The following is a 24975-nucleotide window of genomic DNA, read 5'->3' as shown; positions in this document are numbered from 1 at the left end:
CGTCGCGAACGAATCGCGCAGCTGCGCACACATTGCCCGCGTCACAGAATACCGGCGCGGATGAGGCTGTCTTGGAGAGCCCCGCCTGCGAAGTGGCCGCAGGCGAGGTCAGGCGCGCTGGATCAGGGCGCCATCGCCAGCGTGCTGATGCCGCCCTTGGCCACCACGGTGCCGGTGGCAACGCCACCGGGTGCGCCGCCTGGCGGCTCCAGCGTGACGGCCAGAATGGCCTCGTTGCTCAACATGGGCATCAACTGATCGGGAATCTGCGCACGGCGTGCACGTTGATCGTCGAAGGTGCCCATCGAATGCGCCTTGCCATCGGGGGTGATCAGCCACAACTCCGGCACCTTGTCGGCGGTGGCGGTGCGGTCCAGCGGCGTCACCGTGATGGTGTGCTTGTCGGCGTCCATCAAGGCCACATAACCCGGGCGACCGTCTTCGGTGGCCAGGGTCGAGGTCATGGCGATCCCGGTCGCGGCAGGTGGATTGGTCGCAGGCGGGGTGACCGGGGTCTGCACCACTTCGCCAGTGTGCGGCGGCTGCACCGGTGGCGGCGGCGTACGCAGGTTGAGCTGGGCGAGCACGCAGACCGCTGCCGTGGCCAGGCCACCGACGCTGGCCCAGCGCCAGAACCGCACGCTGTTCCACAACGGCGCTGCAGGCGCGGTCGTGCTGACCGGCGCTGCAGACGGCACCGCGCGCAAGGGCGTATCGAAGCCCAGCGCCTGGCGCACGCGTACCCACACCTGATCCGGCGGCGTCTGCGCCACGATTTCTTCCAGCAGCGGCGCCAGCAGTTCCTGCCACTGCAGCACTGCCTGGGCGAACTGGCCGTCGGTGGCGATGCGTTGTTCGGCCGCCAGGCGTTCTTCTGCGCTCAGCAGGCCAAGCACGTATTCGCCGGCAAGCACGTCGCGCGGCGGTTCCTGGTCGATGGGAAAGGGCGTACTCATCGTTCCAGACATGCCTTGAGTTTGGCCAGACCCCGACGGATCCAGCTCTTGACCGTGCCGATCGGCGTATCGGTGCGCGCGGCGAGTTCCTCGTAGGTGATGCCTTCGAAGAACGCCGTGCGAATCAACTCGCTGCGTGGCGGTTCCAGTTCGGCCAGGCAGTGATCGATGCGCCGGCGCGTGCTCGCGCGCTCGGTGCGATCCAGCGGCGAGGCATCGCTGGCACGTAGTTCGCCGGCATCGTCCAGAGCCACATTGCGGCGCTGCGGCGCGTTGGCGCGCAGGTGATCGATCGCCTTGTTGCGCGCGATCATCGCCAGCCAGGTGAGCCCGCGTGCGCGGCTCGGGTCGAACTGCCCGGCCTTGTGCCAGATCAGCGTGAACACGTCCTGCAGCACCTCTTCGGCTTCGGCACGTTGCGGGATCATCCGCAGGCACACGCCGAACAGCTTGGCGGAGGTCTGCCGATACAGCGCTTCGAAAGCATGCCGGTCGCCGCCCGCGGTTGCGGTCAGCAGGCGTCCGGTCTCATCGTCGTCGTGGCCAGGAATGGCACTCATGCGGTCGGGCGTTGGGTGAGGTGGGGGCGATGCTACCGGACTGGGCCGAGCGTGTCTTTCACTTACGCTGGAACCACAGCAGCACCGCGGCAAGCAACAACAGGATCTCCACGCCGGCAAGCGCAACCGTGGGTGCGGAGACCGGCCACAAGCGCGAGAGCGAGACGCTGCGGAACAGCACGATGGGGACATAGAACGCCAGGGCGACCACCAAGCCGGTGCGGGCTTGATCGATCCACGCGAAGTAGCCGAACAGGAACGCCATGCCCAACTGCAACCCGCCGTAGATGACCAGATACTCCGATTGCCCGGCCGGCGAGAGCTGGGTATAGCCCACCGCCGTTGCGGTCTTGGCCGGAGAGAGCGTGCACCACACCGCCAGGACGAAGTAGAGCACTGCATTGATCCAGAGATAGGCTTTTGCCACGACGGTGCTCCTGTACGGGGAATGGGTGCCCGGGCCGTTGTACGCAAGCGCGCGTGGTCGGACGTGAAGATGGCGCGGGCGTGGTTCACGAGGCGCTGCACGAGGTGGCCAGCGGCTGCTCGCGCGCCTGACGTACTTCCTCGGCACTGGCCGCGCGCGCAGGGGTGTCCGGAAAGACGATGCGCACGCGCGGATAGCGGCCGTTCGCATCGCGCAGATTGCCGACTCCGCGGAACTCGAGCAGCCGCTTGTCGGCGAGCGAATAACGCACCTCCAGCGATGGCACCGCCGCGCCGTACCAGGCATCCAGACTGATGCGGAAGCGCCGCTGGCCGGCGGCATCGCCTAGGCGTTCGACCCGGAAGCCCAACTGCCGCTGCAGGCTGGGCAAGACGAAGTCCACCTTTTGCGGCGCGCGTGCAATGGGATCCCATTGGTCGCGCAGATAGGCGTCGAACCCGGCATCGATCACCCGCGCGCCGCCGCCAGGCGGCAGCGTGGTGCGGCGTTCGGGTTTGCCTGGGGCGAGCTGATACATTTCGCGTGCGCCATTGCGTTGGCGCACGCCTTCGCGATATCCGTCGCGTCCATCGATCAGGCTGAAATCAGGCGAGCTGCCGCCGCCATCGACCTGCTTGCGCGCGAACGCTCGCCCGTCCGGGCAGCGGTACAGCACCAGCCGCCCGCCATCGTCGAGCAACCAGTGCGACTCGCGATATCGCAACGCGCCGCTCTCGCCATCGAACGCATCGCCGTCCACCCGCGTCACCGCGGCTGCGCCGAGCGGCAGGCTGCCCAGCACCAGCAGCAACAACGGCGGAATCGGCCGGCAACGGACGGTGAGCGCGGCGAGGGTGGCGGCAAGTGGACGCATCGGCAGATCCTCGATGGGAGTGCCTACCAATACGGGCGCGGCCGCAGCACGGATGCGCAGGCTGCGTCAGGACGTTCCTGACGGCGAGGTGGTTGTGGGCGCCTGGCGCGGCTGGCCTGGCAGTGGTTGGTGGTGGCGTTGATGGCGCTGACGGTGCTGGCGGCGGCACGGCGGTGTGCCGTCACGAGTGGTCCTGCCGCAATGCGCGAACGAGAGTGACAACAAGCGGTGCCACATGCCAGGGCGAGCGCGCAGGGTGCAACGTTTCCAACGGTGGGCGCATGCGCGCAGCGCGATCACCTGCCCTGCTTGGGCTGCGGTGGCTCGCGAGAGATGGCTGCCAACGGTCCACAGCATGGCGCATCGACATGTCGGGGCGCATGTTTCGTGCGCATGCCAACGGCGCGCAGCCAAGCGCGGTTGTAACCCGGATAGTCGGACCAATGCCAAGCCGCTCGCGGAGGCGGTGTCGACGTACTTGGTACTGGCCTTTCGACCTGGATGCGGCAGACCATTGATCGATAGGGGCATCGCCTGCATGTCGCGCCAGCTCGAATCTGCCTTGCGCAGCAGGTGACCATGCCGGAATGCACGCCAACCCATGACCACGCAGACATCGGCTGGACGCGGCATCGCGCCGAGCGCCGCGCTCAGGCGGTTGGATGCAATTCGATGCAATCCACCGGGCAGGCCGGCAGACACAGTTCGCAACCCGTGCACAACGGTGCGATCACCGTGTGCATGTGCTTGGCGCCGCCGACGATAGCATCCACGGGGCAGGCCTGGATGCACTTGGTGCAGCCGATGCAATCGGCTTCCACGATCCAGGCCACCTGCGGCAGTTTGTGTGCGCCGCGACTGCGATCGTAGGGACGTGGCGGCACGCCCAGCACCTGCGCCAAGGCGCGTGCCCCGGCATCGCCGCCGGGCGGGCAGTGATCGATCGTCGCCAGGCCATCTGCCATCGCCTGCGCATACGGACGACAGCCGTCATACCCGCATTGCCCGCATTGGGTCTGCGGCAGCAGGCGGTCGAGGCGTTCGACCAGATCGGGTGCAGGGGCAGGCATCGCGGTCATCTCAATGCAGCAGATTGCCGCGATACCAGCGTTGTTGCGCAAGCGCGAGCATCGGTTTGTCTTCGCGGCTGTCGCCATAGGCGTGCACACAGTCGTACCGAGGCAGCTCGTATTGACTGCGAATCCGCGCAACCTTATGCGGCCCGCAATCGCCGTCGGCGTAGCGCCCGCTCAGCACGCCACCGGTGTGTTCGAGCCGGTTGCAGATCAGCGACAGCCCATGCTGCGTGCACCAGGGCTGCAGGTACAGATCCAGCGAGCCGGAGACAAGCACTACCTCATGCCCTCGCGCCTGATGCCAGTCGATGCGTTGCATCATTTCTGCGCGCAACACGCCCGGCAGTGCAGTGCGCGCGTAATCGGCGCCATGCATGGTCATCTCGTCCAGCGAGCGACCACTGAACACGATGCGCGTCACCCGCGTGCGCAGCGCGGCAGCGGACACCACGCCCAGCCGATAGCCCAGCACCCACGGGCCGACCTGCCACTTTGCTGCGGCCAGCTGCGCGGGCGTGGCCACCTTGCGCAGGAAGCGCGCATAGGTGTCGCAGGTGGTGACGGTGTGATCGAAGTCGAACAGGGCGAGGTGCATGGCGCGGGGATGGTGGATTGGAGTTGGTTGAAGCTGTGCCGGATGTCCCTTCTCCCACCGGGACATTGTCCTCCTTCATGGGGGAGAAAGTGCCCCGCAGGGGCGGATGAGGGTACGAGCGGAGCCACGTGCAGTGACAACGACACCAGAGCTTCGCCGCGTACCCTCACCCCAACCCCTCTCCCGCAGGAGAGGGGCTTGAGAGCGTGCTGTTCGCGCATCCCTCATTACTTCGTGTTTCCCCCACACGTTTTGCCAGCCTCTCAAGCTCAAATCGGTGTGTGGATGTCGGGTGCGGCGATTCTCAAGCTCGCAATCAGCAGACCTTGCAGACTCCGCTTTTACGATTCCCGATTCCCAACTCCCAATCCAATCCCATCACCTGACCGGCATGCCCGGCTGTGCGCCGCTGTCGGCGTCCAGCAGCGCCAGGGCGCCGCCGTCGAAGCCAGCCGACAAGATCATGCCTTCGCTGATGCCAAAGCGCATCTTGCGCGGGGCCAGGTTGGCAATGAACACCACGCTGCGGCCGATCAGCGTTTCCGGTTCGCCGTAGCTGGCGCGAATGCCGGAGAAGATCTGCCGCGTGCCCAGTTCGCCGGCGTCCAGTTCGAAGCGCAGCAACTTGTCCGAGCCTTCCACGAATTCGCACGCCAGCACCTTGCCGATGCGCAGGTCGAGCTTGGCGAAATCGTCCATGCCGATGAAGCCGGGAGTGGCGATGGGGGATTGGGGATTCGCCGCTGCAGCGGGCTTTGCGTCCGCCTTGGCCGGTGCAGGCTTGGAGGCGGTAGCCGGTGTTGCAGGTGCGGCGAGGGTGTCCTTGGAAGCGTCGGTCATGGCGTCGATCAGTTTGGGGTCGATACGGGTAAACAGGGCGGTGTAGGGCTGGATCGTGTGCGCCGTCAGCGGGCCGATCACGTCTTCCCAACTGGTCATCGGCGCCGACAGGAAGGCTTCGGCTTCGGCGCAGGTGCGCGGCAGGATCGGCTTGAGCGCGGCCACCAGGATGCGGAACAGGTTCAGGCCCTGCGTGCAGACCGACCGCAGCTGCGCATCGGCGCCATCCTGCTTGGCGATCACCCACGGCTTGGTGTCGTCGATGTATTTATTGGCCTCGTCGGCCAGCGCCATGGTCTGGCGGATCGCGCTGGCGGCATCGTTGCGTTCGTAGGCCTCGCGGATCGGTGCCAGGGCGGCGACGAAGCGGTCGTACTGGGCGGCATCGGGTAGGGCGTCGGCCAGTTTGCCATCGAAGCGCTTGCCGATGAAGCCGGCGCAACGGCTGGCCAGGTTGACGAACTTGCCGACCAGGTCCGCATTCACGCGTGCGATGAAATCGCCCAGGTTGAGGTCCAGGTCGTCCACGCCGCCGGAGGACTTGGCCGCGAAGTAGTAACGCAGCGCTTCCGGTTCCAGGCCGACATCCAGGAAGGTCCGCGCCATCACGAAGGTGCCGCGCGACTTGGACATCTTGGCCCCGTCCACGGTGAGGTAGCCGTTGACGTGCAGGCGGGTCGGCGCGCGGTGGCCGGTGCCGTGCAGCACGGCCGGCCAGAACAGGCCGTGGAAATTCACGATGTCCTTGCCGATGAAGTGATGCAGCTCGGTCTGGGTGCCGGCGACCAGATGCGCTTCGAAATTTTCGCCCATCTGCGCGCACAGCGTCTTGAAGCTGCACAGGTACCCGATCGGCGCATCCAGCCACACGTAGAAATACTTGCCCGGCTGGCCGGGAATCTGGAAGCCGAAATACGGCGCATCGCGCGAGATGTCCCAGGCGCGCAGGCCGCCCTCGGCGTCCAGCCATTCCTTGAGCTTGGCCTTTACCCCGGGAAGCGCCACATCGCCGGCAAGCCACTCGCGCAAAAATCCGTCGAAATGGCCCACTTCGAAGAAGAAATGCTCCGAATCGCGCAGTTCCGGGGTGGCGCCTGAAATCACCGACTTCGGTTCCTTCAGCTCGGTCGGCGCATAGGTGGCGCCGCACACTTCGCAGTTGTCGCCGTACTGGTCGGGGCTGCCGCAGTTGGGGCAGATGCCCTTGATGTAACGGTCCGGCAGGAACATGCCCTTGGCCGTATCGTAGAACTGCGCCACCGAGCGCCGGCTGATATGGCCGGCGGCCTCCAGCTTGGCGTAGAAGGCTTCGGTGAGCTCGCGATTGACCGGCGAATTGGTCGAATCGTAGTGGTCGAAGGTCACGCCGAACGCCGCGAAATCGCGCTCGTGGCTGGCCTGGATGTTGGCGATGAACGCCTCCGGGGTCACTCCGGCCTTTTCGGCGGCGAGCATGATCGGCGTGCCGTGGGTGTCGTCGGCGCAGACGAACCAGGTCTTGTCGCCGCGCAACCGGCGCGCACGCACCCAGATGTCGGCCTGGATGTAGCCGACCAGGTGGCCGAGATGCAGCGGCCCATTGGCGTAGGGCAGGGCGGTGGTGACGAGTGCGGTGCGGGTCATGGCGGGCGTGATGCGGGGGACGCGCGATTATCGCATTAGTCGGGAGTGGGGAATGGGGAATGGGGAATGGGGAATGGGGAATGGGGAGTGGGGAATCGGTCGAAGCAGGGTCAGGTCGCCGTGTTGTTGAGGCGCGGCAGTGGCGGTGAAGCAGCATTTTCCCGGTCTCGATGCATCCGCATGTCCTGAGCGATAAGCACAAAAAAGGCGCCCTTGCGGGCGCCTGCTTTTGCGATTCCCCAATCCCGAATCCCGATTCCCGGCTATTCGCGAATCCAGGTCTGGGTGCGGCCCAGCGCTTCGATACCGATGTAGCCGCGCAGCTGCAGTTTCTTGCCGCCGTCGGTCAGGGTGACCTTGGCCTTGTAGGTCTTGCCTTTGGCCGGGTCCAGCACCGAGCCGCCGCTCCATACCGCGGTGCCGTCCGGCTTGAGGCCCCACAGGATGGTCATGCCCTTGATCGGCTTGCCCTTGAGCGCGCCATCGCACTTTTCGCATACCGGGTTCGGGCCGTGGGCCGACTGCAGGATCTCCACCACCTTGCCGGTCAACGCGCCGTTGGCGGCCTGTTCGATCTGCACCACCGACTTGGGCTTGCCGGTCTCGTCGTCGATGGTCTTCCAACGGCCGACCGGCGAATCGGCCGCCTGGGCCAGTAGCGACGCGGCGGCCAGCGGCAGGGCCAGCATCAGGGTCTTGAAGGTCTTGCGCATGGTTCCCCTCCCAGGGATCACTGAGGGCCGCCGTCGGCGGCCTGATCGCGAATGTATACCGTGGAGTATGGTTGCGGAAAGATGCACTGCGGGATGCGTTCATGCGCGCGCTGCAGGCACCGGCGTGGCCCAGGGCGATGACTGACCTTGCGCTGATCGCGCGCCACAGCAGACGCGCGGGAGCAGCGCATGCCGTGCTCTGTCCTACGCATGCTGCTTCGGTGATCGCCGATCAGTTGGCCGCCAGGCTGATCCGCTTCCGATTGTCGTCCGGCACGCGGTCAATCAGCTTGTTGTCGGGGTCGAAGCCGGCTTCGATGGGCAGGGCGTCCACCGTCAGCGTGAAGCTGGGCGTAGCGCTGGTGACGTGCCGCCGCTGTAGCGCCAGCACCGGCGCAGGTGCGGTCTTGCCGGCGGGCTGGCCGTAGATCCCGACCTCGATCCAGTCGTCCATCGGCACTGCATGTTCCTTGCCGCGGCCATCGGCCTGCAACTTGGCCGCCTGCGCCTGCACGGTTACATCGAAGCGTCCATCCGGGCGCTTGCGGGCCTGCGCGCTCACCACACGGTTGTCGTAAAACGTGATCCTCTCGAACAGGTCGGTGATCATTGCTTGCTGATCGGGGCCTGCTTCGGCACGAATGGCCTGTAGCAGTTCGGCCGAGGTGGTATAGGGCGCTTGCTGAAACGCCTTGGCCTGCAGGAAACGCTGCAACGCGCGATTGAGCGCCTGTTCGCCGATCTCCTCACGCAGGCGATAGAACGCCAACGAACCTTTGCGGTAATGGATGTACTGCTGGTTCTCCACCCGGTACAACGGCAGTTCATCGAGCGTTTCGCCGCCGCGCCCTTCCAGGTAGCGGTCCAGTTCGTATTTAAGGAAGCGGCGCATGTGCGCGCGCCCGTATTCGCGCTCCATCACCATCAGCGCCGAGTACTGCGCCAGCGACTCGGACAACATCGTGGCGCCCTGCACATTCGCACCGATCACCTGATGCGCCCACCACTGATGCGCCACTTCATGCGCGGTGACGTAGAACACGTAGTCGATGTCGTCCTTGTCGCGCAGGTCGGCGATGAACCCGATCGATTCGGAGTAGGGGATAGTGTTGGCAAACGATTGCGCAAACCCCGCATAGCCCGGGAACTCGATGATGCGCACCTGATGATGCTGGTATGGGGTGAAATTGGCTTCGTAATAGGTCAACGATTTCTGCACGCCTTCGATCATGCGTTGCACGTTGTACGGGTGCTTGGGGTCGTAATAAATCTCGATCGGAACGTTTTTGTAATAGCCCTTGCGCACCTGCCAGCGCGCCGACAGGTACGCATAGAAGTTGAGCATCGGGCGATCCATCACGTAGCGGAAGCAACGCCTGCCAGCCTGCCGGAATTCCTTCTGCAGATAGCCCGGTGCCAACGCAATCTGGTCCGGTGCGGTGCAGATGGTGCTGGCGAAGCTGAGCCAGTCGGCATCGTCGCTGACGTAGGTGTTGGCGCGTGCGGCCTGGTCTTCCAGTTTGGGAATGCGCGTCGGCTCGCCCAGACCACGCTTGCGGCGGTCGTTGCGGTCGGTGATCTCGGTCTGGGTGTTGTAGCCGAACCAGGGCAGTGCCCGACTATTGAAAAAGCTGCCATTGGCGACCAGATCGGTCTGTGCCTGCCCGGCGGTGATGCCATGCGGGTGCTGGTCCACGCGGAAGCGGAACACGCGCTCTTCGCCAGGTTGCAGCGGGCGCTGAAGGCGATAGATGCGGTAGCCGGCCGGGATGTCGTGGGTGATCAGCGTCTGCCCGCCCAGGTCCACGTTGACCAGGCTACGGTCGCCAGCGCGCCCCTGCATGCCGATGTGCACCTGGTTGATCGGAACGCTATGGGAATTACGCACGGTCCAGGTGGCATCGATCACGACCGACTGCGTTTCCGGGTGCAGATCGACATGATTGTCCACGGCAATGATGCGCGGCTGCGGCAGGTCCCTGTACTTGCGGTAATCGCGCTCGTAGCGTGCCTGCAGGTCCAACTGCTGCTCCGGCGACAGGAAACTGTTGTAGACGTTGGTGTTCCAGTACAGCCAGCCGCCGATCGCCGCAAAGCCAAGCAGGCTCACCGCCAATGCCGCGCCGGTGGGGCTGCGCAGGCGCTGCGATGCCAGGCGCAGCCGCTGGCGCAGTCCATGGCCGACGCCACGCGGCCAGAACGCCGAGGACAGCAGCAACAAGGCCAGCAGGAACACGCCCCAATAGCCCTGGAACCACAGCTGCCCGGGCAAGAAGTGGCCGAAGCCGTTCATGTCCGAATACGGTGCGTTGGGCCAGCTTCCGAAGTTGTACAGGTTCTGCGTGTAGTCCAGCATCGACAACGCCGATTGCCCGATCAACACCAGCATCAGCATCGCATAGCCGACGAACTTGTTGTTGCTCAAGACCTGCAGCACCAGGGCCATACCGCCCATCAGCACATACAGCACCGAGCCAAGCGCCAGCGTCTTGAGATACAGCAGCGGCTCGATCGTGGTGTAGCCACGGCCAAGTTGCAGCGCGATCGAGGTCAACGCCCCGGCGAGCTGGAAGCTGGCGATCACGGCCAGCAAGGCGACGAACTTGCCGAGCAGGGGAACCCAGTCCGGCACCGGCATGGCATCGGTGATGCCGTCGGTGTGGTTGCTGCGTTCTTTCCACACCAGTTCGCCGGCATAGAACAGCACCACGATGATCAGCAGAAAGCTGTAGCTGTTCTGCAGCGCTTGCAGCATCAATGAGGTGACCGGCAGCACGGCGGTGCCGTACATGCGTGCATTGAACAATGCGGTGGGGATGAAGTTGGCCAGGCCCAGCATCAGCAGCACCACGAACGGTGCGCTACGCAGCACGCCGAGCGTATCGAAACGGATCTGGCGCAGCAGTTGCCGGATTGCGGTGCTGGCCGAGAAGGCGGGCGTCACGCTGAGACGGGTGGTGTTGACGCGCACGCTGGCTGCCTGCGCGCTGGAGGATGCGGCAGGCGCCACGCCGCGACGACGACGCGTGCCGCTGCGTTCGGTGCGGAACAGTGCAAAGGTCGCGGCGAACAACACACCGCTCATGCCCAGCCACAGGGCGCGATTGGCGAGCAGGTAACCCGTCAATGGGGGAAGCTGCAGGTTGCGTTGTTCCGCCGACCAGTAGCGCAGCGTTTGCGACAGTGCGCGGATGCCGAGTGGATCGGACAGGGTCGCAACCCAAACGTTGTCCAGGTCCGATAGCAGCGCCCGGCTCACGCCATACAGCACGAAAAACACGATGACGCCGATGTAGACCCACAGGATGCTACGCGTGGTCACCGCAAGCACCGACAGCAGCGCGGTGGTGAACAGCAGGTTGGGCAGCACCAGCACCAGCAGCGACCACAGGTACGGCAGCAGCGCGACCGGCCCGAGCCGCGCCTGGTCGATCCATGGCATGAACTGCGCCACAAACATGCCCAGCGCGATCACCAGATACATCACCGTGCCGGCAATCAACGCTGCAGCGATGCGGCCTGCCAGGTAATCGCGGCGGCGCACGGGTGTGGAAAATACCAGCTCTGCGGTGCCCAACTCGAAATCGCGCAGCAAGGCATTGCTGACAAACAGCGCAGCCACCAATAGGCCGAGCAAGCTAAAAATCGCCAGCACGCTGGCAATCACGGTTGGCGCATTGCGCAGTACATTGCCGATGCCGCCACCGATCTGCACGGCATCGCTGGACAGCGCGGCGAAGGCCAGTAACGCATACAGCGCGGCCAACAACCACAAAAACGGCGAGCGCAGTTGTTCGCGCAGCTCGAAGCGCAGGAACGCCAGGATCATGGCCGTGCTCCGTCAGGCAGCCAACGCCTGCTTACGCAGGCGCTGGAAATAGACATCCTCAAGATCGGGAGCGACTTGTTCGAAACCCGGTTCCGGGCAGTCCGCACTGAACACGTGGATCACCGGATGGCCGGCGATCAGGCGCGTGGACAACACGGTGAAGCGCGCTTCGTAGTCGGGCAGGGTGCCCTTGCTGACCTGCTTGCGCCAGACCTGCTGGCTGAGCATGTCGATGGCATCGGCCGGCCGCCCGGTCAGCAATACCTGTCCCTTGTTCATGATGGCCATCGTCGGGCACAGGTCGGTGACGTCTTCGACGATGTGGGTGGACAGGATCACCACCACGTTCTCGCCGATTTCGGCCAGCAGATTGAGGAAACGGTTGCGTTCCTCCGGATCCAGCCCGGCGGTCGGCTCGTCGACGATGACCAGCTGCGGGTTGCCCAGCAGCGCCTGCGCAATGCCGAAACGCTGGCGCATACCGCCGGAATAGGTGCCGAGCTTGCGCTTGCGCGCGTCCCAGAGATTGACCTGCTGCAGCAGGCGTTCCACCACTTCCTTGCGCTGTGCCCGGTTGGTGAGCCCCTTGAGCACGGCGAAATGATCGAGCAGGTCGAGCGCGCTCACCTTCGGGTACACGCCGAAATCCTGCGGCAGATAGCCCAGCCGGCGTCGCAACAGGTCCTTGTCCTTGAGCACGTCGATACTGCTGCCGTCGGCAGCGGTCAGCGTCACGCTGCCCGAGTCCGGCTCCTGCAAGGTGGCGAGCGTGCGCATCAGCGAGGACTTGCCGGCACCGTTGGGGCCAAGCAATCCGAACATGCCGCGGGGAATGTCGAGCGAGACGCCTTGCAGCGCATGCACGCCATTGGCGTAGGTCTTGGAAACGCGCGGATCTGCAACATGGACGGTTCCTTTGCCCTGGGTACTGACGATCTTCACGGCGTCGCCGCATTGCCGCATGCGCCGGAAGTCATGCCATGTTGACGCGCAGATGCAGTGGATGTGACCGTGCCGCACAACCGGCTGCGAGGTCTGCCGGTTCTAAGCGGCCTCGTACAACTCCAGCGGCAACTCATCCGGGTCGGCGAAGAAGGTGAAGCGGCGGCCGGTGTATTCGTCGATGCGGATGTCCTCGGTGGCCACGCCGTGCGCGTTGAGATGCGCGACCGCGCTGTCCAGATCTGCGACGCGAAACGCCAGGTGGCGCAGCCCTTGCGCTTCCGGGCGGCTGGGGCGTGCCGGGGCAGCGGGGAACGAGAACAACTCGATCTGTCCGCCATCGGGCAGCGCCAGATCCAGCTTTCACGAATCGCGCGCCTCGCGGTAGTGCTCGTCGAGCACGCGCAGGCCCAGGATCTGGCAATAGAACTGTTTGGAACGCGCGTAGTCGCCGGCGATAATCGCCACATGGTGGATTCCGGCGAGCATCATGCGGCGCTCCAACGCAGTGTTTCTGGCGATGCGATCACTCTCGACGTGTTCGACCATGCGCAGCGCGTAGGCGCACTGGCAATCGAACGCGCAGCAAGCTCTGCATCGCTTGCGCGGGACGCGCCGTTTGGATTGGGCCTGCGCGTAGGCAGGGCCGCGGTGGCGAGGCGGCGCGCGGATGTGTGCAAAGCCGTAAGGCGGTGATGGGGCATGGGAAGGGGGCGAGCAGAAACCGATCAGCAGCATACCCGCGCGCCAGTGAGCGGTAGGTCCTGCATCACAACTCGACTGCGCGCGGCTGTGCCCGTCTGCGTGCACGTGGCAGGATGGAGTCCCCCGACCATTCGCCCCCATGCCCGAGCCGTCGTCCGCCACCGCACCGCAGTTCCAGCGCAGCATGCAGGTGCGCCATCTGGTGATGCTGTCGCTGGGCGGGGTGATCGGCACCGGCCTGTTCTTCAACACTGGGTACATCATTGCCAGCACCGGCGCGCTGGGCACGGTACTGGCGTATCTGATCGGCGCACTGGTGGTGTACCTGGTGATGCAATGCCTGGGCGAGCTGGCGGTGGCGATGCCGCAAACCGGTGCGTTTCATGTGTATGCCGCGCGCTACCTCGGCCCGGCGACCGGCTATGTGGTGGCGTGGTTGTATTGGTTGACCTGGACGGTGGCATTGGGTTCGAGCCTGACGGCCGCAGCGTTCTGCATGCAGTACTGGTTTCCGCACAGCCTGGCGTGGCCGTGGTGTCTGCTGTTCTGCGCGCTGATCTTCGGCCTGAATACAGTTTCGGCGCGCTGGTTTGCCGAAGGCGAGTTCTGGTTTTCGTTGATCAAGGTGATCACCATCCTGGTGTTCATCGTGCTGGGGGGTGCGGCGGTGATCGGTGTGCTGCCATTGGCCGATGGTTCGCCTGCACCCGGGCTGCGCCATCTGCGCGCCGATGGCTGGTTCGCGCACGGTACGCTGCCGATCCTGATGACCATGGTGGCGGTGAACTTCGCGTTTTCCGGTACCGAGTTGATCGGTGTGGCGGCCGGCGAAACCGCGCAGCCGACACGCGCCATTCCGCTGGCGATCCGCACAACGCTGGTGCGGCTGGTGGTGCTGTTCGTCGGCACGGTGCTGGTGCTGGCGGCGCTGCTGCCTGCCAGACGAGCGGCCGTGGAAACCAGCCCGTTCGTGCGCGCCTTCGAGCTGTTGGGCATTCCATATGCAGCCGACATCTTGAATGCGGTGATCCTCACCGCGATCCTGTCGGCGGCCAATTCCGGGCTGTATGCGGCCGCGCGCATGCTGTGGTCGTTGGCCAATGAAGGCACGTTGCCGAGCGGCCTGGCGCGCTTGACCGGCCGCGGCATCCCGTTGCGTGCCGTGTCGCTGAGCATGCTGGGCGGCTTGCTGGCGCTGCTCACCGGCGTGTATGCGCCCGAAACGGTGTTTGTTGCGATTTCGGCAGTCTCGGGCTTCGCCGTCGTGGTGGTGTGGCTGAGCATTTGCGCCGCGCATTACCGCTTCCGTCGCCAATGGCTGCGCGATGGCGCTGCGCTGGAAACGCTGGCGTATCGCGCGCCGTGGTACCCGTGGACCCCAATTCTGGGCTTTTCGCTGTGTCTGCTCGCCTGCATCGGGTTGGCATTCGATCCGCAGCAGCGCATTGCGTTGTGGTGCGGTATTCCGTTCGTCGCGCTGTGCTATGGCGCCTACGCACTTACCCAATGGCTTGCGGCCCGGAGACTGCACGCATGACGATTCTTCCGCGCCAGCCGCGCGCCAATGCGCCTTTCAGCCAGGCCCTGCAACACGACGGGTATGTGGTGCTGGATGGCGCGCTGGCCACCGAGCTGGAGCAGCGCGGCTGCGATCTCAACGATGCGCTGTGGTCGGCGCGCGTGCTGATGGAGCAGCCGGAGCTGATCTATCAGGTGCATCGCGATTACTTCGCTGCCGGTGCGCAATGCGCGATCACCGCCAGTTATCAGGCCACGCCGCTGGGATTTGCCGCACGTGGATTGGATGTTGCGCAAGCGCAGGCGTTGATCGCTCGCAGCGTAGCGCTGGCGATGCAGGCGCGTGCCGATCATCTGACGCTGCACCCGCATGCCGCGCCTTTGTGGGTGGCAGGCTCGGTGGGACCGTATGGCGCGTATCTGGCCGATGGCTCGGAATATCGTGGCGACTACGTGCTGCCGATCGAGCAGTTGATGGACTTTCATCGTCCGCGCATCGCGGCGCTGGCTGAGGCTGGCGTGGATCTGCTGGCCTGCGAGACGCTGCCATCGGCCAGCGAAATCGTGGCCCTGCGGCAGTTGCTGCGACACGAATTTCCGCAGCTGCATGCCTGGTTTTCCTTCACCTTGCGCGATGCGGCACATCTGAGCGACGGCACGCCGCTGGCGCAGGTGGTGCCGGCGCTGGATGCCTGTGCGCAGGTGATCGCGGTGGGCATCAACTGCATTGCGCTGGATCAGGCGACCGCTGCATTGCACAGCCTGTCGGCGCTGACCGCGCTGCCGCTGGTGGTATACCCGAACTCGGGCGAGCACTACGACGCCAGCGACAAGCGCTGGCATGCCGGTCGCGGGGCTGCGCTCACACTGGCCGACCAGCATGCGCACTGGCTGGCGGCTGGCGCGCGCTTGATCGGTGGCTGCTGCCGCACCGCACCGCGCGATATCGCCGCGCTGGCGGCCGCGCGTGCGGCGGAGTGACCCGGCTGACGAACGCGCGCTCACCCCGCGTGTCACACCCGGCCGGCATCGTTGGGATTGCCACCGCAGCATGCAAAGGGCGAGCCGAAGCCGGGCTTTGCCAAGCACTCCAAGCCTCAACCTGCGCCAATCCCAAGGCCAACCCGCAGTGACGGGTCAGCAGCGTCCAATCATCGCAACGGCGCGCGTCAGCCCTTCTGCGTGGCGATCCAGCGCTGGATCTTGTCCTGCAAGATATCCAGCGGCACCGAGCCGTCCTTGAGCACTTCGGTGTGGAAGGCGCGGACATCGAAGCGCGGACCCAGCTCGCGCTGCGCCTGCTCGCGCAATTGCGCAATCTTCATCTCGCCCACCTTGTAGGCCAGTGCCTGGCCGGGAATGGCCATGTAGCGGTCTACCTCGGCTTCGGCATCGGCGCGGCTCATGGCGGAGTTGTCCACCATGTAGTCGATGGCCTGGGTACGCGTCCAGCCCTTGCTGTGCAGGCCGGTATCGGTGACCAGGCGAATCGAGCGCCACAACGCGTTCTGCAGATAGCCGTAGTAGTTGTACGGGTCGTCATACAGCCCTAGCTCGCGGCCAAGCGATTCGGCATACAGACCCCAGCCTTCGATGTAGGCCGTTTCGCCGCCCAGGCGGCGAAACTTGGGCAGGTCGGTCAACTGCTGCTGCAAGCCCAGCTGGTAGTGGTGGCCGGGCACCGCTTCGTGCAGGTACAGGCTTCCGGCCTCCCAGGTCTTGCGCGACGGCAGGTCCGAGGTGTTGACGTAGAAGATGCCCGGCGTGCTGCCGTTGCCGCTGGGGCGCATGTACGAGCCGCTGGCCGCCGATTGCGCACGCTGCGGTTCCACCGCACGCACTTCCAGCGCCGGCATGCCCTGGGTGTTGAACAGCCGCGGCGCTGCCAGCTGCACGCGGCCCTGCAGGCTGCGATACGTGCTCAGCAACTCGGCGTCGCTGCGGAAGCTGAAGCGACGGTCGGTCTGCATGAACTTGTAGAACTTGGGCAGGTTGCCGCGGAATTTGACCTGCTTGGCCAAGGTCTGGATGTCGCCCTGCAGGCGAGCGACCTCATCCAGGCCGATCTGATGCACCTGCTCCGGGGTCAGGTCCGTGGTGGTGCTCTGGCGCACATCATAGGCGTACCACGCCGCGCCGTTCGGCAATGCCGCCAGCCCATCGCTGTCGCGGCAGGCGGGCAGGTATTCGGTGGCGATGAAGCCACGCAAGGCGCGGTAGGCCGGCATGATGCGCACTTCGATCATGCGCTTGTACTCGGCGGTGATGCGCTGCTTGTCGGCCTCGGGCATGTCGGCGGGCAGGTTGCGCACCGGACCCCAGAACAGGCTGTCTTCGGCATTGCGCGCGATGATCGCATCCAGTTGCGGCAACACCTTCTGCATCAGCACCTTGGGCTGCACCACGCCGGCCTGCATGCCCGCACGCATGTTGGCGATGGCCTGCTCGAACAGGTCGGGAATGCCTAGCGCTCGCCGCGACCAGTTGTCGTAATCCTTGACCGTCTTGAACGGCTGCGCGCCGGTACCCGAGCCCAGCACCACCGCGATGCTGGCGATGTTGTAGAACTGGTTGATCGGCAGCATCCAGCTGGGGAACTGCTCGGCGGCCAGCGCGCTGCGCGCATCGCGTACGAAGATCTGGTAACTGAGCAGATCCTGTCCGCTCAGCCCATCGGGCCCCAGCGCCTCGGCCTTGCCCAGCCACAGCACGGTGAAATCGTGCGACTGCTGGCGGAACGCCGGCGACAGGAAGTTCGGCAACTGGTCGTTGTAGCGGCTCTCGCCCTGGAAGGTGGCCTGCAGCGGGTTGAGCTTGAGCGAGGCGTCCCAGTACTGGTCGTACAGCAGGTTGAGCTGTTGCGCCTTGGTCAGCACCACCGGCGCGGCAACCGCGCGTGGCCTCACCTTGGCAGCCTTGCTGCCCTTGCCCTTGCCCTTGCCCTTGGTGCTTTTGGCTGCCGGCTTGGCGGTCTTCTTGCCTTTGCTCGCCTTCGCGCGCGTTTGCGTGGTCTGTGCCTTGGCGGTCTTCTTCTTGGCCGCATCGGCCGGCGCCGCCAGCGACAGGCTCACGAGGGCGGCCATGGCCAGGGACAGCAGGCGGGAAAAGCTGAGGGGCATTACCGGCTCCGGAAACAAGCGAGCGGGGAGCTTGCCCGATCCGCACGGTTACGGCCACCCATTGGCGGCCTACCGCCTATCGGCAATTCATGCGGCGCATGGGCGCGGTGCTGCGCCCGCGCGATGTGGTGCGCTGCGACATGGCCAGCAAGGCGGCGTGCAACTCACAGTTCGGTGGGCTGGCGCGCAGCGCCGCGATGCGGACCACTGTTGGCAAGGTGTTGCCGCCGCACCCCATTGCGGCGCGACGACCCTGGCTGGGAGACAGCCCGGCTCAGTCGGCAGCGGCTTCTTCGCGCAGCTGCTCGGCACGCTCGGCGCCCAGGTACGCAGTAATGCCGCGGCGTGCCAGATACAGCAGCGGGATCAGCAAGACCGCAAAGCCCATCTTGTAGATGTAGTTGAGCGTGCTCACTGCCAGGAACTGGTCGATCGACCAATGCTGCGGGCCGAGCACGAAGGCGATATAGATCACCACGAAGCTGTCCACCACCTGCGAGACCGCAGTGGAGCCGGTGGCGCGCAGCCACACGTGTTTTTCGCCAGTGACGCGGCGGATGCGGTGAAACACCGAGACATCGATCAACTGGCTGAACAGGAATGCCACCAGCGAGCCGCCGATGGTCCACAGCCCTTGCCCGAACACTGCCGCAAATGCCGCCTGGTAATCGGGCACGCCCTGGTTTTGCGCCGCAGTGACCCACCAGCCGGCCGGCGCCAGCGCGATGGCCGCGAATGCGAACACGAAGCCGTAGCCGATCAGCACCACCGCCACCCACGAGATGAAACGCACCCCGCGGCTGCCGAAGAACTCGTTGACGGTGTCGGTCATGATGAACACGATCGGCCACAGCAAGGTGCCGGCGGTGAAGCTGAGCGAGCCGCGCTGGCCGAACAGATTCCAGTTCAGTGGCGCAATGCCGAGCGTGTCTTCCAGCGCGAAGATCTTGACGCCAATGAACTCGGCCAGCGCCGCGTTGACGCAGAAGAAGGCCGCCAGTGCAATGAACAGGCGGACCGCACGATCATCGAGGGTGCGCACATAGTTCATGGTGTCAGCGATCCGCAGTTCGGGTGAAGGGAACCGATTCGGGCGCCACGGCGCCACCGGAAATGATGAAGCTCATCGCCTGATCCACGCTCCAGTCGGTAGGCGTGAGCAGCTCCACCGGCACGATTTCCAGGTAGCCGGAGGTGGGGTTGGGCGTGGTGGGCACGTAGACTGCGGCCAGCTCGCGGCCGGTGCCCTGTTCCTTGATCACGCGGGTGACCAGGCCCACCGATTTCATGTCGCGATGCGGGAAATCGATCAGCACCACGCGCTGGGTGCTGCCGGGCTGGGTCTGCAAAATGTCCAGCAGCTTGCGCGCGCTGTCGTAGACCACGCTGGCCAGTGGAATGCGCCGCATGATGGCCTCGAACCAGCGCAGCAAGCGCTGGCCGATCACGCGCCGGCTCAGGATCCCGACGAACAGGATGACCGCTACCGTGGCGATCAGGGCGATGGTGTTCTGCACCCACAGCGCCTTGAACCAGCCCAGATAATCGGGGAACGAGGCAGCGATGCGTTCGGACAACGGCACCACCCACGGGCTGCTGATGCCCGAAAGCAGCGAGAAAACGAACTTCACCACCACCCAGGTCAACCAGACCGGTAGCAAGGTGAGCAACCCGGTCAGAAAGACCCGTTGCAGGGAAGGGCGGACGTGCGGAGTAGGGGATTCGGACATCGGCATAGTGTAGGCATTCGGCCACGCTCGGTGGAGCTGGGGCCGGCGTTTGGCAGCAGGCATTCGCGATTGGCAAAAGTGTTTCGCGTGCCTCAAGCCTGCGCAATCCCGTTATTCCGGTACCTATATCGACACAGGCGTGGCGGTACCCGCAGCCGAGCGGCAGCGGGCGACCCGTGCAGCCCTTCTTCCATTGGGAAAGCATGGCGCGCAGAGCGGAGGGGGCGAGGTCTGCAGCGCCCGGATCCTTTCAACGACTTGATGAGACCGTCGCCCATTGCCAGCGCGTGGTGTGGTTGCCCAGTGTCACGCAGGTCGCCAAACACACGGCTGCCGATGGTGCGCAGCCCAAAAGAACGCAATGCGTCTGTGCCCGTCGCGGGCCTGTGCCGATGGCACTAAGATGCGCAGCTCCCTGGGATGGATCGTTCGCACGTGCTCGCCAAATTCCTCAAAGCCGCCTTGCTCGGTGTCTGCATCCTGATCGCAGCAGCGCTGACGCTCTATGCGATCTCCAGGTATTGGCCGATTCCCGAATCGCAGCGTCAGGCGTTGGCGCAGCTGCGCCAGCCGCTTCCACCGTTGCGCGGGAGCAACATGTTCGGGGCGCTGTGGTCGCTGTCGTACGCGATTCCGGAGGCGCAGCGCGAGGCAGTGCTGGCCCAGGACGTGGAGCGATTCAATCGGCTGCCGGAGCATGCGGCATTCCAAAGCGCCGCTGCAGGCTATCGGCGCCTGCCGGGTTGGCCGTCCGGCGCGCCTGCGCTGTGCATGGCCAGCGCTGGCGGATGCTTGCAGCGCGTGCGCGAACGACCGCAGGCCTATGCCGCTGCGTTGGCCGCACAGGCACCGATGCTGGCGCGGATGCGGGCGTTGGCGCAACACGCCGACTACCGCAGCCCGTTCCGTGCACGTGTCGATACGCCGCTTCCCGAACTGCCGCGCATGTCCTTGTCGATGACGGCCAGCGCCTTGGAGTTTGTCCAGGGGCGCACCACCCAGGCCTTGTCCGGGGTCTGCACAGATGCGCAGGTTGCCCGTGTCCTGATGCGCAGTAGCGACAATCTGGCGATCACGATGATTGGCGCGGCGATGCTGCGCGGCAATGCGCACCTGTTTGCCGACATGCTGGCCGAATTGCCGGCGCAGCATCCCTTGCCCGCGCAATGCGCCGCTGCATTTGCGCCGCTGCCGGTGGATGAGATCGCGCTGTGTCACGCGTTGCACGGTGAATCGCGGATGGTGTTTTCGATGCTGCAGGAGGATGCGTTGACGCGAGGCAGCCAATCGTCCTGGCAAGACCGGTTCCCGCTACGGTTGCTGGACTACGAACGCACCGAGGCCTTGCTGGCGCCCACCTTTACCTGGGCCTGCATCGCGCCGGTGCGGACCTTGCTGGCGCAAGATCAGCCGGTTCCGCAGACGCTGATCCCGTTGCCGCAGACCGCATCGGTGGCCTGCATCGCCAATGCAACCGGGTGTTTGCTGGCAAGCGTGTCGCATCCGGACTACGCCAACTATCAGCGCAAGATGCAGGACACCGCCGCTGCATTGCGCGCGCTGTCTGCGCTGCAGTGGTTGCGCGATCATCCTGCGCAGACAATGCCGCTGACGCAGCGGATCGCCGCGCTACCGCCTGCGTTGCGTGGACAGGTGCGCCCGCTAGGCGCCGGAAACGACGGCGAGAGCCTGACGCTTCGGCAGTACGCACGACCGGAGGGCGGGGCAGGCAATGATCGCTGGCCCGTGCCAGGCAGTGCGATCGCGGCCACACAGGCAGCCTCATCGGCTCGATAAAACAAGCCGCCTTCTGCACTGCCAGGCACAGGTCGCAAGACTGGTGCAGGCGGTCTACGCTTGCATGCGCACTGCTGGTATCCGCAGCAGCTGCCTGACGACCACTGGCGGACAGCCGTCAACGCCGGGCGAGCAGTCGCCAGGTGAGCTTGGAGGCGCGCATGCATCACCGTGCGTGGCATGGCCGATGCGAACCAACGGCCATGCCTGCCTGGCATCTGCGCAGGGGTGGGTTGGCTGACTGAAGCGGCCGGAGGTCAGGACGACTCAAGGCCGTGATGCACTGCGCGCGTCGCTGTCTCCCGCCGCATGACGCATGCGGCCTTGTTCGCTGTCATCGGCATGCTGCACGTAAAAACGACATGCCGCGTCCTTGCGGGACGCGGCACGTGATGGCGCCACTGTATGTTGGAGATGGACAGCGCACCCAACCGCTGTGTTCAGAAGCGGAAGTTCAACCAGCCCATCACGAAGGTCGAATCGCCGTAGCCGGCCTTCTCCAACGCCGGCCCGGCCATCAGATGTTCGGCGCGGAAGGTCACCGACCAGTTCGGGTCGATGTTCCAGGTGGCGTTGATGCGCGGCATGGTGCCGATGCGGCGCTCGCCGGTGTTCTGAGTGCGTGCGTAGGCGCGCGCCTGGTTGTTGTAGATCGCATCGCTGGTGGTCTGGCGCCACAGCGTTTCCCACTCCAGGTTCACGGTGAGCTTGGAGGTCGGCGAGAACGTCAACGTCGGTGCGGCAGTGACCAGGTTCACCGGGCCGAAGAACGTGGCCCAGCTGAAGTAGATCGTGTTGCCGTACAAGAAGTTGTTGTTGCGCAGCGTGCCGGTGCCGGAGGTGCCGCCGCCACCGGAAGCGATTTCGCTATGGAAGCCCAGGCGCGGCTTCCAGCCCGATTCGCTCAGCGACCAGGCGTTGGAGGTACTGGCCATGTAGGCGCGCAGGTCGCGTCCGCCGAAGCTGCCGCGCTGCACGGTCACGAACGAATCGGTGCGCAGCTTGCCCACGTTGCCCCACAGGCGCAGACCGTAGTAATTGCGGTTTTCTTCTGCGGTCTGACGGCCCCACACCTGGTTGTCGTTGCGGAACTGATAGAAGAACGGCTCCAGGTACATCGGTTTGGCCGTCGCCAGGCGGTAGCCACCGACCACGCCGCGAAAGTGCCGCGAGCGGTCGATGCGATCATCGCCGAGGCCTTCGGTGCCATCGATGTTGAAATTGAAATCGAACAGGTCAACACGCGTCCTGTCGCCGACTGCCCAGGCGCGCGCGCCGTTGAAGGTCACGAAGATATCGGTGTTGTCGCGCAGCGCCATCAGCGTGGTCGGGCCATCGACGAACACCTGACGTCCGACGCGCAGGCCGGTGTCGGCGCTGCCGATACGGCCTTTCACGTCGAAGAACACCTGCTGCAGGATCGCGTTGTTTTCCTGTGTGCCGGTCTTGGTCCCCTCGTTGCGCCCGTCCAGGCTGCCATGCGCCAATTCCGTGTACAGACGGAAGTGCTCGCCCACATGGAAGTCCGCACCGAAGAAGGCGCGCAGCAGATACTGCTGCTGCGAGTGGCTGCCGGGAATCAGGCCCGGATTGGTGATGGTATTGCTGCGCACGCGCAACTCGTTGCTGAGCGACACATACACATCGCCGTCGTCGTTGAGCGGGATGTACTTGAGCGGATCGAACGGACTCTTGCGCTTGGACGGATCCTTCAGGTACGACCAGTCTTCGGCCCAGCGCACCTGCCACATGTTGCCGCCTTGTTTGGCGCCCCACCCCTGCGCTTCGAGCGGATAGCCCTTGGCGGTTGCCGGTGCAACGGTGACCGGCGCTTTCGCCGGCTCGGCGACGGCCTGCTCGGCATTGGTCGGCGCCGGCTGCACCTGCGCCAGGGCAAGGCCCGGCAACGCCAACCCGATCGCAAGGCACAGGCGCCGCGTGGCACCAAAGGAAGTATCAGCCATGGCCGGCTGCGCCAAGCGTGTCATTTGCATCGTGTTCCCCGTCGAAAGTGAAAACCCCTAGGCGAAAGGTATCGGCAGGGGGGATACCGACTGTAGTAAAGCCGTGCCAGAAAGGCAGTAACCCAAAGGTTCTAAGCTCATGAACGCACTGGGTTGACGCAGGCGGGCGCTAGTGGGCGGGGAGTCGGGACTCGGCATTGGGGATTCGCAACGGCGGCGCTGCGTCCTGCGGTGGAGCTCGCTGCGATGCTGACAATGACTCAAGCAAGCTCGCGACCACGCCTTTGTTTTTGCTTTCGCGAATCGCGAATCCCCAATCCCGACTCCCCAATGCCCGTCCATGACTACCGGCACATTCACTATAGCTAGGTTCTACATAGCATCATCTTCAACCTAGCGGAGATGGCCGATGAGCGAGGCGGATGTCCACCTACGCAAATTTCAGAAGGAACTGAGCGCGGGCACGGTGTCGCTGGCCTTGCTGGCCGTCCTGGCGCAGGCCGATGCACCGCTGTACGGCTACCTCATCGCCAAGCGGCTCGAGCGTCTGGAAGGCGTGCTCAGCGGCAAGCAAAGCGCCCTGTACCCGGTGCTGCGCAATCTGGAAGGGGCCGGATTGCTAGAGAGCCATGTCGAGCCCTCGGCCTCCGGGCCGCCGCGGCGGTATTACCGCATCACCGAGAGCGGGCGTGACTGCCTGCGCGACTGGACCGCCGCCTGGCGTGCCACCCGAGATTCTGTTGATTCAGTGCTGGAGGGGAACCACTCATGAACAAGATTGCACAGGCACGTCCGTTGCCGACCACCATTGGCGATTACCTGCTGCAGCTGCGCCAGGCGCTGGCCGGGGCAGATCCGGCAATGATCCAGGACGCGCTTTACGACGCCGAAGACTATCTGCGTTCCGAGCTGGCAGAACAGAAAGGCAAGAGCGAGGCCGAGGTCATTGCCGGCGTGGCCAGCAGCTACGGTGCGCCGGAGGAAGTGGCGGAGATCTACCGCGAAACCGAAGTGACCGTGGCACGCGCGCTGCGCCCCCCGGTGCCACCGAAGCGGGCATCGTGGATCGGCACGTTCTTCGGCGTGGCCGCCGACCCGCGCACCTATGGCGCATTGTTCTACATGTTGCTGTCGCTGCTTACCGGGGTGTTCTATTTCACCTGGGTCGTGACCGGCGCCAGCCTGTCGGTGGGGATGTTGATCCTGATCATCGGCGTGCCGCTGCTGGTGTTGTTCTTCGGCTCGGTGCGGGTGTTGTCGCTGGTGGAGGGCCGCGTGGTCGAAACGCTGCTTGGCGTGCGCATGCCGCGTCGCCCGCAACACCCGGGCCTGCAGGGCGGTTGGCTGCAGCGCATCGGCGCGATGTTCACCGACGCGCGTACCTGGAGCACGATGCTGTACTTCCTGCTGATGCTGCCGCTGGGCATTCTCTATTTCACCGTGTTTTGCACGCTGCTGTCGCTGTCGTTGGGCCTGGCCGCTTCACCGATCGCGGTGTTGTTCGACAACGTCGCAGTGCTGACCTGGGATGGGGTGGACATCACCAGCGCCTGGCTGACGCTGCCGTTGTGCGTGGTGGGCGTGCTGTTGTTGTTCGTTACGCTGCATCTGGCGCGCGCGTTCGGCACGTTGCACGGCATGTTCGCCAAGCAGCTGCTGGTCAAGGGCGGAGAGGCGGCGGCGTGATGCGCCTTCCGAGATGTCGGT

The 24975-nt window shown here is 65.0% G+C and carries 19 protein-coding genes and 1 pseudogene; 5 read left to right on the top strand and 15 right to left on the bottom strand.

The window, feature by feature from the left end:
* Window positions 1-122: 122 nt before the first annotated feature.
* The 11 genes and pseudogenes from F7R02_RS10160 to gloA2 form a co-directional block, all read right to left on the bottom strand.
* The gene (locus F7R02_RS10160) at window positions 123-956 is read right to left on the bottom strand and encodes an anti-sigma factor (protein WP_167521006.1); all 834 of its coding nucleotides are present in this window, start codon (window positions 954-956) and stop codon (window positions 123-125) included.
* Window positions 953-1516 (bottom strand): sigma-70 family RNA polymerase sigma factor, encoded by a 564-nt coding sequence (locus F7R02_RS10155; protein ID WP_003485439.1) that lies wholly within the window; start codon window positions 1514-1516, stop codon window positions 953-955. Before F7R02_RS10155 ends, F7R02_RS10160 begins: the two co-directional genes overlap by 4 nt.
* A gap of 58 nt (window positions 1517-1574) precedes the next feature.
* Window positions 1575-1943, bottom strand: a complete 369-nt coding sequence (locus tag F7R02_RS10150; RefSeq protein ID WP_005911668.1) for a hypothetical protein — start codon at window positions 1941-1943, stop codon at window positions 1575-1577.
* Window positions 1944-2028: 85 nt separating this feature from the next.
* Window positions 2029-2817: a hypothetical protein gene (locus tag F7R02_RS10145; RefSeq protein ID WP_011346866.1), complete on the bottom strand. Its 789-nt coding sequence runs from the start codon at window positions 2815-2817 to the stop codon at window positions 2029-2031.
* Window positions 2818-3467: 650 nt separating this feature from the next.
* Window positions 3468-3896 (bottom strand): Rnf electron transport complex subunit RnfB, encoded by a 429-nt coding sequence (gene rnfB, locus F7R02_RS10135; RefSeq protein ID WP_016850270.1) that lies wholly within the window; start codon window positions 3894-3896, stop codon window positions 3468-3470.
* A gap of 1 nt (window position 3897) precedes the next feature.
* A complete protein-coding gene (locus tag F7R02_RS10130; RefSeq protein ID WP_078589868.1) occupies window positions 3898-4488 on the bottom strand; it encodes an HAD family hydrolase in 591 nt (196 codons plus the stop codon).
* A 378-nt stretch (window positions 4489-4866) separates the two neighbouring features.
* The gene (gene metG, locus F7R02_RS10125) at window positions 4867-6951 is read right to left on the bottom strand and encodes a methionine--tRNA ligase (RefSeq protein WP_078589869.1); all 2085 of its coding nucleotides are present in this window, start codon (window positions 6949-6951) and stop codon (window positions 4867-4869) included.
* Between the two features lie 263 nt (window positions 6952-7214).
* Window positions 7215-7664 (bottom strand): DUF2147 domain-containing protein, encoded by a 450-nt coding sequence (locus F7R02_RS10120; RefSeq protein ID WP_078590660.1) that lies wholly within the window; start codon window positions 7662-7664, stop codon window positions 7215-7217.
* Window positions 7665-7896: 232 nt separating this feature from the next.
* Window positions 7897-11493: an ABC transporter permease/M1 family aminopeptidase gene (locus tag F7R02_RS10115; protein ID WP_078590663.1), complete on the bottom strand. Its 3597-nt coding sequence runs from the start codon at window positions 11491-11493 to the stop codon at window positions 7897-7899.
* Between the two features lie 12 nt (window positions 11494-11505).
* The gene (locus F7R02_RS10110; RefSeq protein WP_078590679.1) at window positions 11506-12429 is read right to left on the bottom strand and encodes an ABC transporter ATP-binding protein; all 924 of its coding nucleotides are present in this window, start codon (window positions 12427-12429) and stop codon (window positions 11506-11508) included.
* Between the two features lie 108 nt (window positions 12430-12537).
* Window positions 12538-12927: pseudogene (gene gloA2 / locus F7R02_RS10105) on the bottom strand (SMU1112c/YaeR family gloxylase I-like metalloprotein).
* A 352-nt stretch (window positions 12928-13279) separates the two neighbouring features.
* On the opposite strand from gloA2, the gene mmuP reads away from it, so the two are divergent.
* Window positions 13280-14677 carry an S-methylmethionine permease gene (gene mmuP, locus F7R02_RS10100; RefSeq protein ID WP_078590665.1) on the top strand — a complete coding sequence of 466 codons (1398 nt, stop codon included), beginning with the start codon at window positions 13280-13282 and terminating at the stop codon, window positions 14675-14677.
* Window positions 14674-15639 (top strand): homocysteine S-methyltransferase, encoded by a 966-nt coding sequence (gene mmuM, locus F7R02_RS10095; protein ID WP_005911685.1) that lies wholly within the window; start codon window positions 14674-14676, stop codon window positions 15637-15639. Before mmuP ends, mmuM begins: the two co-directional genes overlap by 4 nt.
* A 188-nt stretch (window positions 15640-15827) precedes the next feature.
* Here the strand turns inward: mmuM and F7R02_RS10090 are convergent, their stop codons facing one another.
* The 3 genes from F7R02_RS10090 to F7R02_RS10080 all read right to left on the bottom strand — a co-directional run bounded on the left by F7R02_RS10090 (window position 15828) and on the right by F7R02_RS10080 (window position 19507).
* Entirely contained in the window at window positions 15828-17777 is a 1950-nt protein-coding gene (locus F7R02_RS10090) for a DUF885 domain-containing protein (protein WP_078590667.1), read from the bottom strand.
* 274 nt (window positions 17778-18051) lie between these two features.
* Window positions 18052-18828, bottom strand: a complete 777-nt coding sequence (locus F7R02_RS10085) for a queuosine precursor transporter (protein WP_078590669.1) — start codon at window positions 18826-18828, stop codon at window positions 18052-18054.
* 4 nt (window positions 18829-18832) lie between these two features.
* Window positions 18833-19507: a DUF502 domain-containing protein gene (locus F7R02_RS10080; protein WP_011050890.1), complete on the bottom strand. Its 675-nt coding sequence runs from the start codon at window positions 19505-19507 to the stop codon at window positions 18833-18835.
* Between the two features lie 420 nt (window positions 19508-19927).
* Here F7R02_RS10080 and F7R02_RS10075 point away from each other — a divergent pair, with 420 nt between their 5' ends.
* Window positions 19928-21304, top strand: coding sequence for a hypothetical protein (locus tag F7R02_RS10075; RefSeq protein WP_078590671.1), 1377 nt, complete (start codon window positions 19928-19930; stop codon window positions 21302-21304).
* A 440-nt stretch (window positions 21305-21744) separates the two neighbouring features.
* Here the strand turns inward: F7R02_RS10075 and F7R02_RS10070 are convergent, their stop codons facing one another.
* Window positions 21745-23298 carry an alginate export family protein gene (locus tag F7R02_RS10070; RefSeq protein WP_033482492.1) on the bottom strand — a complete coding sequence of 518 codons (1554 nt, stop codon included), beginning with the start codon at window positions 23296-23298 and terminating at the stop codon, window positions 21745-21747.
* Between the two features lie 379 nt (window positions 23299-23677).
* Between F7R02_RS10070 and F7R02_RS10065 the strand changes: the two genes are divergently transcribed.
* Both F7R02_RS10065 and F7R02_RS10060 read left to right on the top strand, forming a co-directional pair.
* On the top strand, window positions 23678-24040 hold the full coding sequence (locus tag F7R02_RS10065; RefSeq protein ID WP_003485401.1) for a PadR family transcriptional regulator: 363 nt from the start codon (window positions 23678-23680) through the stop codon (window positions 24038-24040).
* Window positions 24037-24954, top strand: coding sequence for a sensor domain-containing protein (locus F7R02_RS10060; RefSeq protein ID WP_078590673.1), 918 nt, complete (start codon window positions 24037-24039; stop codon window positions 24952-24954). The genes F7R02_RS10065 and F7R02_RS10060 overlap by 4 nt, the downstream gene beginning before the upstream one ends.
* Window positions 24955-24975 lie beyond the last annotated feature (21 nt).

Origin of the sequence: Xanthomonas cissicola (genome assembly GCF_008801575.1) — a bacterium.
Classification (GTDB): Bacteria; Pseudomonadota; Gammaproteobacteria; order Xanthomonadales; family Xanthomonadaceae; genus Xanthomonas; species Xanthomonas cissicola.
Note: the sequence above shows the minus strand (reverse complement) of the source record. Positions and strands in the feature narration are given on the sequence as shown.

Coding starts and splice junctions, on each gene's coding strand:
- F7R02_RS10115 (WP_078590663.1), bottom strand. CDS start 11,493: ATGATCCTGGCGTTCCTGCGCTTCGAGCTGCGCGAACAACTGCGCTCG.
- F7R02_RS10060 (WP_078590673.1), top strand. CDS start 24,037: ATGAACAAGATTGCACAGGCACGTCCGTTGCCGACCACCATTGGCGAT.
- mmuP (WP_078590665.1), top strand. CDS start 13,280: ATGCCCGAGCCGTCGTCCGCCACCGCACCGCAGTTCCAGCGCAGCATG.
- metG (WP_078589869.1), bottom strand. CDS start 6,951: ATGACCCGCACCGCACTCGTCACCACCGCCCTGCCCTACGCCAATGGG.
- F7R02_RS10155 (WP_003485439.1), bottom strand. CDS start 1,516: ATGAGTGCCATTCCTGGCCACGACGACGATGAGACCGGACGCCTGCTG.
- rnfB (WP_016850270.1), bottom strand. CDS start 3,896: ATGACCGCGATGCCTGCCCCTGCACCCGATCTGGTCGAACGCCTCGAC.
- F7R02_RS10145 (WP_011346866.1), bottom strand. CDS start 2,817: ATGCGTCCACTTGCCGCCACCCTCGCCGCGCTCACCGTCCGTTGCCGG.
- F7R02_RS10065 (WP_003485401.1), top strand. CDS start 23,678: ATGAGCGAGGCGGATGTCCACCTACGCAAATTTCAGAAGGAACTGAGC.
- F7R02_RS10080 (WP_011050890.1), bottom strand. CDS start 19,507: ATGTCCGAATCCCCTACTCCGCACGTCCGCCCTTCCCTGCAACGGGTC.
- F7R02_RS10090 (WP_078590667.1), bottom strand. CDS start 17,777: ATGCCCCTCAGCTTTTCCCGCCTGCTGTCCCTGGCCATGGCCGCCCTC.
- mmuM (WP_005911685.1), top strand. CDS start 14,674: ATGACGATTCTTCCGCGCCAGCCGCGCGCCAATGCGCCTTTCAGCCAG.
- F7R02_RS10120 (WP_078590660.1), bottom strand. CDS start 7,664: ATGCGCAAGACCTTCAAGACCCTGATGCTGGCCCTGCCGCTGGCCGCC.
- F7R02_RS10085 (WP_078590669.1), bottom strand. CDS start 18,828: ATGAACTATGTGCGCACCCTCGATGATCGTGCGGTCCGCCTGTTCATT.
- F7R02_RS10070 (WP_033482492.1), bottom strand. CDS start 23,298: ATGCAAATGACACGCTTGGCGCAGCCGGCCATGGCTGATACTTCCTTT.
- F7R02_RS10075 (WP_078590671.1), top strand. CDS start 19,928: ATGGATCGTTCGCACGTGCTCGCCAAATTCCTCAAAGCCGCCTTGCTC.
- F7R02_RS10160 (WP_167521006.1), bottom strand. CDS start 956: ATGAGTACGCCCTTTCCCATCGACCAGGAACCGCCGCGCGACGTGCTT.
- F7R02_RS10130 (WP_078589868.1), bottom strand. CDS start 4,488: ATGCACCTCGCCCTGTTCGACTTCGATCACACCGTCACCACCTGCGAC.